The sequence below is a fragment of the Shinella sp. WSD5-1 genome (assembly GCF_963942435.1).
GTDB classification, from domain to species: domain Bacteria; phylum Pseudomonadota; class Alphaproteobacteria; order Rhizobiales; family Rhizobiaceae; genus Shinella; species Shinella yambaruensis.
Window position 1 is genome coordinate 3,072,491 of the sequence record NZ_OZ012596.1, and the last position, 11,908, is coordinate 3,084,398.

General features: G+C 65.3%; 12 protein-coding genes. 2 read left to right on the top strand and 10 right to left on the bottom strand.

From position 1 onward, the window contains the following. Positions 1-172 precede the first annotated feature (172 nt). The 3 genes from ntrC to dusB are packed head-to-tail and all read right to left on the bottom strand — an operon-like array spanning position 173 to position 3,797. Complete coding sequence (ntrC, locus tag AABQ55_RS15240) at positions 173-1,627, bottom strand: nitrogen regulation protein NR(I) (protein WP_244765334.1); 1,455 nt, start codon at positions 1,625-1,627, stop codon at positions 173-175. Next, positions 1,627-2,775, bottom strand: a complete 1,149-nt coding sequence (locus AABQ55_RS15245; protein WP_272805607.1) for a two-component system sensor histidine kinase NtrB — start codon at positions 2,773-2,775, stop codon at positions 1,627-1,629. Before AABQ55_RS15245 ends, ntrC begins: the two co-directional genes overlap by 1 nt. After that, positions 2,772-3,797, bottom strand: a complete 1,026-nt coding sequence (gene dusB / locus AABQ55_RS15250) for a tRNA dihydrouridine synthase DusB (RefSeq protein ID WP_272805608.1) — start codon at positions 3,795-3,797, stop codon at positions 2,772-2,774. Before dusB ends, AABQ55_RS15245 begins: the two co-directional genes overlap by 4 nt. 146 nt (positions 3,798-3,943) lie before the next feature. On the opposite strand from dusB, the gene AABQ55_RS15255 reads away from it, so the two are divergent. Further along, positions 3,944-5,155: a bifunctional 2-C-methyl-D-erythritol 4-phosphate cytidylyltransferase/2-C-methyl-D-erythritol 2,4-cyclodiphosphate synthase gene (locus tag AABQ55_RS15255; RefSeq protein ID WP_272805609.1), complete on the top strand. Its 1,212-nt coding sequence runs from the start codon at positions 3,944-3,946 to the stop codon at positions 5,153-5,155. After that, positions 5,152-5,655, top strand: a complete 504-nt coding sequence (locus AABQ55_RS15260) for a CinA family protein (RefSeq protein WP_272805610.1) — start codon at positions 5,152-5,154, stop codon at positions 5,653-5,655. Before AABQ55_RS15255 ends, AABQ55_RS15260 begins: the two co-directional genes overlap by 4 nt. 1 nt (position 5,656) lies before the next feature. Here the strand turns inward: AABQ55_RS15260 and AABQ55_RS15265 are convergent, their stop codons facing one another. From AABQ55_RS15265 to AABQ55_RS15295, 7 genes are all read right to left on the bottom strand, one after another. After that, positions 5,657-6,520, bottom strand: a complete 864-nt coding sequence (locus AABQ55_RS15265; protein ID WP_272805611.1) for a hypothetical protein — start codon at positions 6,518-6,520, stop codon at positions 5,657-5,659. A 57-nt stretch (positions 6,521-6,577) separates the two neighbouring features. Continuing rightward, a complete protein-coding gene (locus tag AABQ55_RS15270; RefSeq protein WP_272805612.1) occupies positions 6,578-7,027 on the bottom strand; it encodes a type II toxin-antitoxin system RatA family toxin in 450 nt (149 codons plus the stop codon). A gap of 9 nt (positions 7,028-7,036) precedes the next feature. Beyond that, entirely contained in the window at positions 7,037-7,603 is a 567-nt protein-coding gene (locus AABQ55_RS15275) for an AAA family ATPase (protein WP_272805613.1), read from the bottom strand. A 180-nt stretch (positions 7,604-7,783) separates the two neighbouring features. Then, positions 7,784-8,698 carry a phytanoyl-CoA dioxygenase family protein gene (locus AABQ55_RS15280; protein ID WP_272807467.1) on the bottom strand — a complete coding sequence of 305 codons (915 nt, stop codon included), beginning with the start codon at positions 8,696-8,698 and terminating at the stop codon, positions 7,784-7,786. Between the two features lie 205 nt (positions 8,699-8,903). Beyond that, positions 8,904-9,932, bottom strand: a complete 1,029-nt coding sequence (gene lipA / locus AABQ55_RS15285) for a lipoyl synthase (protein ID WP_272807468.1) — start codon at positions 9,930-9,932, stop codon at positions 8,904-8,906. Between the two features lie 166 nt (positions 9,933-10,098). Continuing rightward, on the bottom strand, positions 10,099-11,544 hold the full coding sequence (lpdA, locus tag AABQ55_RS15290) for a dihydrolipoyl dehydrogenase (RefSeq protein WP_272805614.1): 1,446 nt from the start codon (positions 11,542-11,544) through the stop codon (positions 10,099-10,101). A gap of 88 nt (positions 11,545-11,632) precedes the next feature. Beyond that, entirely contained in the window at positions 11,633-11,893 is a 261-nt protein-coding gene (locus AABQ55_RS15295; RefSeq protein ID WP_244765323.1) for a YdcH family protein, read from the bottom strand. Positions 11,894-11,908 lie beyond the last annotated feature (15 nt).

Below are 11,908 nucleotides of genomic sequence, written 5' to 3' on the forward strand. Positions count from 1 at the left end.
GGAACCGGCGTTCTTCTCGTGTTTTCCGGAGCAGCGCCGATCGCGCGAGGGACCGGCCGCGTCCGCGCCCGCATCCATGACGATCAGGCACGCGCGCCTATTCGGCCGCAAACCCCTCTGTTACCCTCAAGCAACAGATTGTGGCCAAAATGCAACGCCTGCGGCCATCAAGTCAAGCAGAGCGCGAACTTCTGTACACAGATACACCCAGCTCGCGAATTTTCTTGCGCAGCGTGTTGCGGTTGAGGCCGAGCAGGTCGGCCGCCTTGATCTGGTTGCCGCGGGTGGCGGTGAGCGCGGCGAGAATCAGCGGATACTCCACCTCGGCGAGCACGCGGTCGTAGAGCCCGGTCGGCGGCAGGCCATCGCCGAAGCTGGCGAAATACTGCCGCATATTCTCCTCCACCGCCTGGGAGATGGAGAGCGAGCCGCTGCGCACCGCGGTCTTTTCGATCGGACTGTCCGGGATATCGGCGCGCAGCTCCGTCTCGATGATCTCGCGGGTGATGACGTCCTGCGGATAGAGCGCGGTGAGCCGGCGCACGACGTTTTCCAGCTCGCGCACATTGCCCGGCCAGGGATGCGCCTTCATCAGTTCCAGCGCCTCCTGGTCGAAGCGCTTGGCGTCGAGCCCTTCCTTTTCCGCCTGCTGCACGAAATGGCGCACGAGGTCCGGAATGTCCTCCGCCCGGTCGCGCAGCGGCGGCAGGCGCAGCGGCACGACGTTAAGGCGATAGTAGAGATCTTCCCGGAAAAGCCCTTGATTTATCGACTGTTTCAGATCCTTGTTGGTCGCCGCGACGATGCGCACGTCGGTGCGGATCGGCGTGCGCCCGCCGACGGTGGTATATTCCCCCTGCTGGAGCACGCGCAGAAGCCGCGTCTGCGCATCCATCGGCATGTCGCCGATCTCGTCGAGGAAGAGCGTGCCGCCCTCGGCCTGTTCGAAGCGGCCGGTCGAGCGGTTCTGCGCGCCGGTGAAGGCGCCCTTCTCATGGCCGAACAGCTCCGATTCGATGAGGTCGCGCGGGATCGCCGCCATGTTGATGGCGACGAAGGGGCCGTTGCGACGCTTGCCGTAGTCGTGCAGCGCGCGGGCGACCAGCTCCTTGCCGGTGCCCGATTCGCCGGTGATCATCAGCGTCAGGTCCGTCTGCATCAGCCGGGCGAGCACGCGGTAGATCTCCTGCATCGCCGCCGAGCGGCCGACGAGCGGCATGCCGTCCTGCGTGTCGTCGTCGAGCCGCGCGGGCTTCCGCTTCGGCTCGGACAGCGCGCGGCCGATGATCGCGATCAGCTCGGTGAGGTCGAAGGGTTTCGGCAGGTAGTCGTAGGCGCCCTTTTCCGAGGCCTTGATCGCCGTCATGAAGGTGTTCTGCGCGCTCATCACGAGCACCGGCAGGTCCGGCCGCGCCTTCTTGATGCGCGGCAGGAGATCGAAGGCGTTCTCGTCCGGCATCACCACGTCGGTGACGACGATATCGCCCTCGCCGGCGGCGATCCAGCGCCACAGCGTCGCCGCATTGGAGGTGATGCGCACGTCATAGCCCGCGCGGCTGAGAGCCTGGTTGAGAACCGTGCGGATCGCGGCATCGTCATCGGCAACGAGGACTGTGGCGCCTGTCATCAATCATGTCCTTTGGTCTTGGGAAAGTCGTCGTCTTCGCTGACGCCGCGGGAGGCCGGCATCAGCACGCGGAAGGTGGTCCGGGAGCCCTGGCTGTCGCATTCGACGATGCCGCCATGCCCGCCGATGATCTTCGCCACCAGCGCAAGGCCGAGGCCCGACCCGTTGGTCTTGGTGGTGATGAAGGGATCGAAGAGATGCGGCAGGAGATCCGCCGGCACGCCCGGCCCGTTGTCGTGCACGCAGAATTCCAGCGGCAGCGAAATCTTCTCCCGCGTGCCGGCGACGGAGAGGCGGATGCCCGGGCGGTAGGCGGTCGTCAGCTGGATTTCGCCGTCCGGCCGGTCGCCGATCGCCTCGGAGGCGTTCTTGATGAGGTTGAGGAACACCTGCACCAGCTGGTCGCGATTGGCGAAGACCGGCGGCAGCGACGGGTCGTAGAGCTCGGTGATCTTGATGTTGCGCGCAAAACCCGCCTTGGCGACGATCTTCACATGGTCGAGCACGGAGTGGATGTTGAGCGGCACGCGGTCGACCGGCCGCTCGTCGGAAAACACCTCCATGCGATCGACCAGCGAGACGATGCGGTCCGTCTCGTCACAGATGAGCCGCGTCAGTGCCCGATCCTCGTCGCCGACGGACGTTTCGAGAAGCTGTGCGGCGCCGCGGATGCCCGACAGCGGGTTCTTGATCTCGTGCGCCAGCATGGAGGCGAGCCCCGTCACCGAGCGGGCCGCACCGCGATGGGTGAGCTGCCGGTCGATCTTGTCCGCCATCGAGCGTTCCTGGATGACGACCACCACCGAACCCGGCTCGGTCGTCACGGGCGCAACGTAGATATCGACGAGCTTTTCCGCGCCGAGCCGCGGCGAGCTGAGGTCGACGCGGTATTCGCTGACCGGCGCCTTGCGCTCGCGCACCTGGTCGATCAGCGTCAGGAGCGGGCTGCCGAAGGGAATGAAGGTGGAAATGTCGTGCCGCGCGAGATAGCCGGCGCTCGCCCCGAAGAAGGATTCCGCCTCCCAGTTGGCAAAGGCGATCAGCCCGCCCGCATCGACGAGGATGACCGGGTTCTGGATGGCGTTGAGCACGGCGAGCGCCAAGTCCGGCGCCTTCGCGACATTGGGGTCCTGGGGCTTGCCCGTCATGCGGCCTCTCCAAGCGTCGACGCCGCGCCGGCGAGCAGCGCCTCGGCCAGTCTGTCGGCAACGAAATCGCTGTCGCGCGCCGTCATGAGCTCGGCCTTGGCCGGGCCGGTGAAGCCGGGAGCGAAACGCTCCAGATACCAGCCGAGATGTTTTCGCGCATGGCGCAGCCCCGCCTCGGCACCGTAGAAATCGAGCATCATGCGATAGTGCTCCACCGCGAGGACGGCGATCTCCGCCGTCGAGGGATGCGCGCAGGCGCCGGCCAGCACCGCCGGATGCCACGGCCGGCCCTGCGCCGAGCGCCCGACCATCACCGCATCGGCGCCGGAACGCCGCAGGATGTCTTCGGCATCCTGCGCGGTATCGACATCGCCATTCGCCACCAGCGGAATGGAGAGCACGTCGCGCACCGCGCGGATCGCGTCCCAATCGGCCCTGCCCTCGTAGAACTGCATGCGCGTGCGCCCGTGCACGGTGATCATCGCCGCTCCCGCCGCCTCGGCGCGGGCCGCGATATGCGGCGCATTGATCGAGCCATGATCCCAGCCGAGCCGCATCTTCACCGTCACCGGCACCTTCACCGCCTTGACGGTCGCCTCGATCAGGCCGAGCGCATGGTCGGGATCGCGCATCAGCGCCGAGCCGGAATAGCCGCCGATCACCTTCTTGGCGGGGCAGCCCATGTTGATGTCGATGATGTCGGCGCCCTCGCCTTCGGCGATCCTCGCCGCCTCGGCCATCCAGTGCGCCTCGCGGCCGGCAAGCTGCACCATGTGGGGCCGGATGCCGCAATTGCGGATGCGCGACCAGCTTTCCCGCGCGTTCAGCGCCAGCTCGCGGCTCGCCACCATCTCCGTCACCACCAGCCCCGCGCCGAAACGCCAGGCGAGATCGCGGAACGGCAGGTCCGTGACGCCGGACATCGGCGCCAGAACCACCCGGTTGCGAAGGCTCCGGCCGCCGACATCGAGCGGCGCTGACAGGGAGGGGATCGTCAAATGCTCATCTTTCAAGCAAGTCATGTCTGTGCACTATTTTTAGCCATTCTTGTCGTTCTTGCCAAGCCGCAATCACATGCCGCCGCAATTTTCCAAAGGACGCTGGAATTGCGCCATCCTTCCGGCTAAACCACCTCAAAACGCTTTGAACCGGGAGGTGCGAGACCGAAATGCTGGCGGAAAATGCGCTATCCTGCGGTGTGGTGATCGTCGCCGCCGGGCGAGGCGAACGGGCCGGCAGCCATGCCGAAGGCCCCAAGCAGTATCGGCGCATCGGCGGAAGGCCGGTCATCTCCCATACGCTCGATCTCTTTGTCAATTGGCCGCACGCCCGGCATATCGTAATGGTGATACACCCCGATGACGCGGCCCTGTTCGAAACGGCCCGCGCCGCCGCCCTTCCCGCCGGAGAGCGCCTCACCGTCGTCCATGGCGGCCCGACGCGCCAGCAGTCCGTGCTGGCCGGCCTGGAGGCCCTTCCGGCGGACGCGGTCAGCCACGTCCTCATCCAGGATGCGGTGCGCCCCTTCGTCGAGCCCGCCATCCTGGAGCGCACCCTCGCCGCCTTCCAGCACGGCGCCCGCGCCGTGCTGCCGGCCGTCGCGGTGGCCGACACGCTGAAGCGGGCGGACGCCAACGGCAATGTCGCCGAGACCGTCTCGCGTTCCGGCCTCTTCGCCGCCCAGACGCCGCAATCCTTCCACCTCGCCACCATCCTGGAGGCCCACCGCCGCGCCAGCGCCTCCGGCCGCACGGATTTCACCGACGACGCCTCGATCGCCGAATGGGCTGGCGTGCGCGTGCATCTCGTCGAAGGCAGCGCCGGCAACGTCAAGCTCACCCTGCAGAAGGATATCGCCATGGCCGACCAGCGCCTTTCCCACGGCCTGCCGGACGTTCGCACCGGCAACGGCTATGACGTGCACCAGCTCGTCGACGGCGACGGCGTCACGCTCTGCGGCCTCTTCATCGCGCACGACCAGACGCTCTCCGGCCATTCCGACGCCGACGTCGCGCTGCATGCGCTGACGGACGCGCTGCTCGCCACCTGCGGGGCCGGCGATATCGGCGATCATTTCCCGCCCTCCGATCCGCAATGGAAGGGCGCGGCCTCGCGCATCTTCCTCGAACATGCCGCCGGCATCGTGCGCGCAAAGGGCGGCACGATCATGAACGCCGACGTCTCGCTGATCGCCGAGGCGCCCAAGGTCGGCCCGCACCGCGAGGCGATGCGCCGCAACCTTGCCGATTTCCTCGGCATCTCCATCGACCGCTGCTCGGTCAAGGCGACGACCAACGAGAAGATCGGCTTCATCGGCCGCCGCGAGGGCATCGCCGCCATCGCCACCGCCACCGTCGTCTACGGGGGAACCGACGCATGAGCCTCTGGCCAAAGGACATCGAAGACACCGCGCGAAAAATCGTCGCCGATTTCACGGAGCGCGGCCTGTTGATCGCCACCGCCGAATCCTGCACCGCCGGCCTCATCGCCGGCGCGATCACCGAGATATCGGGCTCGTCGAGCGTCTTCGACCGGGGCTTCGTCACCTATTCCAACGAGGCCAAGCGCGAGATGATCGGCGTCGCCAATGCGACGCTGAAGGCGCACGGCGCCGTCTCCCGCCCGACCGCCATCGAGATGGCCGAAGGCGCCATCGGCAATTCCGCCGCGAACATCTCGGTTGCCGTGACGGGCATCGCCGGGCCCGGCGGCGGTTCGGAGGAAAAGCCGGTCGGCCTCGTCCACCTCGCCGCGGCCCGCAGGGGGCATGAAACGCTGCACCGGGAAATGCGCTACGGCGATATCGGCCGCAGCGCCGTGCGCCTTGCGACGGTACGCACGGCGCTCGAAATGCTGATCGAACTGTCGGAAGCGGACTGAGCTATTTCGCCGCTCCGGGCAGACAGAGCCCGGTGACGTCGAGCAAGGCCTCCATGCGGACCGCCGCGTCGTCCTGCTCCCACCAGGGAACGCCCGTCGCCAGGTATTCCTTGGCCATCCAGGCATCGTTCGTCTCGTGCTCGCGGCGAACGGCGTCCTGATATTCCTTGCCGGCGCGCTTCTCCGCCATGCATGCGGCATAGTCGTCGTCCGCAAGCACGCGGCTGGCATAGATGCCCTCGAAATCCCCCGTGCTGCCGGCCTTGCCGGTCTCGATGTCGGCGACGCGCGCCGCCTGCTCGCGGGAAATGTCGAGGTCGAGGGTCTCGATATAGACCCGTCGTCCCCAGTCCATCTCCTTGTTCGCCGGATCCACAGGCGCGATCTCGTAGATCCGGCTGAGGAGTTTTGCTCCCGCCATCGCCTCGGAGATGACCGCGACGGTGGTGAGCGTGTAGGTGAGGCTTCGCGCCTCGACCTTTCCCGCCAGTTGCCCCAGCGGCTCGAACCTGCGCGTCACCGTCGCCGTCTCGCCGACGGGCACGGCCCTGATGTCCGGCGTCACCGTCTCCTTCCCGTTGAGGAACAGATACATGTTGGCGACGCGGCCGGGCGGAAAATCCTGGTCGCTGTAACGAAGCGACTCGGGATAGGCGCCGGGGCTGCGCGAACGCGTAGTCACCTTCAGCCCTTCGGAGAGCCAGTAGTTGCCGGCGATCGGGCGTTTGTCGGCATCGAGCAGCAGCACATAGCTTCCGGGCTTGCGCATCAGCGTCAGGTCGGGCTCAGCGGATGCGCCATCGGCCGCGAACATCGAAGAAGCCAGCACAAGAATGCGCAAGCGCCCTATCGTCACAGCACCCATCGTCCGCCTCCCGGCCGTTGATCCTCGGGTGAATGACGGATGGTCGCGCCGTTTTGTTCAGCTGCCGTAGATCGCCGCAGCGCGTTTTTCGAAGGCGTCGGTGAACATGCGGAAGGCGCGATCGAACATCGAGCCCATCAGCGCGCCGAGAATGCGGCTCTTGAATTCGTAGTCGATGAAGAAGTGTACGGAGCAACCGCCGCCCGGCGCCGCCTCGAAGCGCCAGCGGTTGTCGAGATAGCGGAACGGCCCGTCGATGTATTTGACGTCGATCGCCCGCTCGGCGCGGTTGAGGAGGACCTGGGTGGTGAAGGTCTCGCGGATCGCCTTGTAGCCGACGGTCATGTCGGCGACCAGGAGCTCCTTGCCGTCGCGCTCCTTGCGCGAGCGCACGGTCAGCGCCTCGCAAAGTGGCAGGAACTCCGGGTAGCGCTCGACATCGGCGACGAGGTCGTACATCTGTTCTGGCGTGTGGGGGACCGGACGGCGGGTTTCGAACTGAGGCATGGCCGAGAGCTAATATTGCCGCGCGAGGATGGCAAGTAGCCGGCGGTTCTCCGCCTTGGATTTCAACACGCAAACCGGCACATCAGGGCCATATGCCGCAAGCTTCTCATCGATTTCCGGGCTCTCCGTCTTCTCGAAGTTCCAGATATAGGTCAGGAATTCGCGCGTCATCCGCTCCGGGCAACCATCGGCCATCTCCGGCCGCGACCGGCCGCGGAATTTCAGCCAGCGCGAGAGCACGCCGTAAAGCGACGTCCAGCGCGGCGGGCGAAGCCAGAGGACGAGATGCGTGCGCGGCAGGCGCACCGGCAAGGTGCCCGGGCTGGTGCCGTCGATGATCCAGCGCTCCTGCGCCACAATCGCTTGCAGGCGCGCCAGGGCCTCCGCGCGGGGCCGCACCGTCCAGCCCGGCAGCCAGAAGATCTCGCGGTCCATCGAGACATAGGGCAAACCGAGCCGCTCGCCGAGTTTTCGCGCCAGCGTCGACTTCCCGCTGCCCGAGCAACCGATCACCAGCACGCGGTTCGCCGTCGTCAGCCGCTCGGCAGCCTCCCCGATCGTGATCGAAACAGTCATGGGTTTTCTCATGGACATCCGGCCGTCGGCGGGTTGGCAATCCGTGCCGCACGGCGTTAGAGCATTTCCAGGAAAAGTGCGAAGCGGTTTTCCGTCCGGAAATGCGTTGAAACAAACAGATAGAGCGTTTTCGCGGTTCGAAGAAAAGCGGAAACGCTCTAGACGCAGCGAGCGGCAAGATCAAGACGGCGTGTGGTTCGAAGGAATGTCAGGCCGCGGACGGGCCTGGCCGATCGGTCGCCATATCTCACGCTGCAAACCGAGGCGCACAAGCCAATCCTCCAGATACCACCCGATCACCTCCTTGCGTCCGCGCACGAAGGGAATGTGGGCGACATCGAGATTGACGAAGGGCAGGAACGGATTCGGCCTTTGCGATGCGTAGAATTCCACCCGAACGGAACTGCGCGCGGAATAGCCCCGGGCATGGAACCCGAATGTATCGCCGACGACGAGCGTATTGGCCGGCACCGCGAATTTCGTCGGCATGGGCAGATGGAGGCGCTTCATCGCGGACAGCGGGATACGGAAGGAACCGCCGGTCCATCCGCGCGACCCCAGAATGCTCATCCGCTTCTGCCACGCAAGCCGGCGCCGCGTCAGCTTGTGCGAGCCCGCGACATAGGTGAAAGGCCCCTCGTCTGCCGGCACATCGTAGAGGAAATACCAGGCCTTTGCGGTGGAATGGAACGTGTCGGTATGCAGGTCGGTCTGGGGATCCATCTCGCCGGCGCCCTGCGAAGGCGTGCCGAAAATAGTCTGGATGCTCAGCACCGGTTCGACATTGAACCCGCCGACATAACGGATCGGGCCGGTCCATCGTTCACTGTTCAGGAATGCCTTTATCGCGGGGTTTTTCGCCAGGACATCCGGGGTCAGGGGGATACGGCGGGTGACGGCGCGGCCCTCGCGCATTTCGCGTGCGGGTGCCTCAAGGGACTCGACCTCGCGGACCAGCGCCTTGAAGTCCTCGTCCGACAAGAGGTTACGGCGCTCGATGAAGCCATTGGCCGCGAAGAAGGATCGTTCGTCCTTCGTGACGAGATGGCGAAGCCGCTTTCGGCGCCAGCCCGCAATTCTGGCGGCGGTTTTCACCCGCCAGACGTGAAGGCCCTTGCGGTTCAGTCGCTCGCTTCCGAGGATCGGGTTGCGGAACTCCTTGTTTCCCGAAAGGATCTGCAAAGCGTGAATGGGCGCCAGGAGGATATTCCCGATCCTGGCGAGAACGCTGCCTTTGCTCATCCGGTCCTCCACGGTCAAAGCGGCAATGTAGCAGCCGGATCGTGCTGGCCAAGGACTTTTACTCGGCGGCGATGGAGAGCTTTCTTTCTCGCGCAGCCTTCAGCCGGGCGAAGTCGTCGCCGGCATGGTGCGAGGAGCGGGTCAGCGGGCTGGAGGAGACCATCAGGAAGCCCTTGGTATAGGCGACCGTCTCATAGGACTTGAACTCCTCCGGCGTCACGAAGCGGTCGACCTTGTGGTGCTTGCGGGTCGGCTGCAGGTACTGGCCGATGGTCAGGAAGTCGACATCGGCGGTCCTGAGGTCGTCCATCAGCTGGAGCACTTCGTTGCGCTCCTCGCCGAGGCCCACCATGATGCCCGACTTGGTGAACATGGTCGGGTCCAGTTCCTTCACGCGCTGCAAAAGGCGGACGGAGTGGAAATAGCGCGCACCCGGACGAACCGTCAGGTAATTGCCCGGCACGGTCTCCATGTTGTGGTTGAAGACGTCCGGCTTGGCGGCGACGACGCGCTCCAGCGCGCCCGGCTTCTTGAGGAAGTCCGGCGTCAGGATCTCGATCGTCGTCAAGGGCGAAGCCGCGCGGATCGCCCAGATCACCTTTTCGAAGTGCTCCGCGCCGCCATCGGCAAGGTCGTCGCGGTCGACGGAGGTGATGACGACATGCGACAGGCCCATCTGCCGGACGGCCTTGGCGACGTTTTCCGGCTCTTCCATGTCGAGTGCATTCGGCTTGCCCGTCGCCACGTTGCAGAAGGCGCAGGCGCGGGTACAGATCTCGCCCATGATCATGAAGGTCGCGTGCTTCTTGTCCCAGCACTCGCCGATATTCGGGCAGCCCGCCTCCTCGCACACCGTCACCAGCTTGTGCGAGCGCACGAGGTCGCGCGTTTCCTGGTAGCCCTTGGAAACCGGCGCCTTGACGCGGATCCATTCCGGCTTGCGCAGCACTTCCGTATCCGGCCGATGGGCCTTTTCCGGATGGCGCACCCGCGGAGCGTTGGGATCAAGATTGGTGCGGTCGAGAATGGTGACCATGTCGATTCCACTTTCTAGCAGGCTTCTGCGCCTGTCTTGCGGACCCGAAATTTCGAGCCAGCCTTATCTGCGGCAGGCTCGGGCTGCTGTCAAACCTCGCCCCGCCCCTCCGACGCTTATGGATGGTCGGGTCAAGCCCGACCATGACGAAAGAGAGGTTCGCGGCATTTTTCCGAGAGCCTGAGCCCGCCTCATGTGGAGGCGGGCTTTAGCACGTTCAAGCGTTCAGTGCACGCCCATAGGCATCGAGCACGCTTTCCTTCAGCGTTTCCGAAATGGTCGGGTGCGGGAAGATCGTGTGCATCAGCTCCTCCTCGGTCGTCTCCAGGTTCATGGCGATGACGAAGCCCTGGATGAGCTCGGTCACTTCCGCCCCGACGAGGTGGGCGCCCAGAAGTTCGCCCGTCTTCTTGTCGAAGATCGTCTTGACGAGGCCCTGGTCCTCGCCGAGCGCGATCGCCTTGCCGTTGGCGACGAAGGGGAAGCGGCCGACGCGGATGTCGCGGCCCTGCTCCTTGGCCTTCGCTTCCGTCAGGCCCACGGAGGCGACCTGCGGATGGCAATAGGTGCAGCCCGGGATCTTCGCCTTGTCCATCGGATGCACGTTCGGCAGGCCGGCGATCTTCTCGATGCAGATGACGGCCTCGTGCTCGGCCTTGTGGGCGAGCATGGGGGGACCTGCGACGTCGCCGATCGCATAGATGCCCGGCACGTTCGTCTTGCCGTAGCCGTCGATGGCGATGAAGCCGCGGTCGGTCTTCACGCCGAGCGCCTCAAGGCCGATATTCTCGATGTTCGCCTGCACGCCGACGGCCGAGATCATGCGGTCGGCGGTGATCTTCTCGACCTTGCCGTCCTTCATCTCGACATGGGCGGTGACAGAGTTGGCGCCCTTCTCCACCTTGGCGACCTTGGCCTCCAGATGGATCTTCATGCCCTGCTTCTCGAACTGCTTCTTGGCGAGCGCCGAGATTTCCGCGTCCTCGACCGGCATCACCGTCTTCATCACCTCGACGACCGTCACATCGACGCCGAGCGTGCGATAGAAGGAGGCGAACTCGATGCCGATGGCGCCCGAGCCCATGACGAGCAGCGACTTCGGCATTTCCTCCGGCTTCATCGCTTCAAAGTAGGTCCAGATCAGCTTGCCGTCCGGCTCGATGCCCGGCAGCGCGCGCGGACGGGCGCCGGTGGCAATCACGATGTGCTTGGCCTTGTAGGTGCCCTCGGGCAGGACGTTCTTCGGCAGCGGCGCCTGCGGCTGCTGGATCGCCTTGCTCGTCTTGGAGACGACGATCTCGCCGGGCTTGGTGATCTTGGCCTCGCCCCAGATGATGTCGACCTTGTTCTTCTTCATCAGGAAGCCGACGCCGCCGTTCATGCGCTGGGCGATGCCGCGCGAGCGGGCGACGATCGCCTTCAGGTCCGGCGTCACCGTGCCCTCGATCTTCACGCCGTAATCGCCCGGATGCTGGGCATAGTGGAAGATCTCGGCCGAGCGCAGCAGCGCCTTGGTCGGGATGCAGCCCCAGTTGGAGCAGATGCCGGCGAGATGCTCGCGCTCGACGATGGCCGTCTTCAGGCCCAATTGCGCCGCGCGGATCGCGGCGATGTACCCGCCCGGTCCCGAACCGATAACGATGACGTCGTAGGCATTCGACATGAGCGCTTCCACTCCTCTGTTGTTCTTCTGCGCCCGCGATCGGCTGACGCCGCCGCGGCCTTGACGAGGAGCGGAAGCACTCCGCCCCTCAGGGAAGCTCTTCGACCTTTTCCGGCCGCGTCAGCATCCCGTAGATTTCATCCTTGAGCCGCATCCGCGCCTTCCGCATGTCGGCCATGTGGACGTCGGCGACGGGCTCGATATCCGTCTCGGCGCGGTGGATCGCGAGATTCACCGCCTGGTATTCCTCGGAAATCCGGTGGAAGTGGCCATCGACCTCGCGCAGGTGGCGGATCTTGGCCAGATGCTCCGGAAATTCCTCTGCCAGTTGGTGCGGGGTGTTCGGCATGTCCATCTCCTTCTT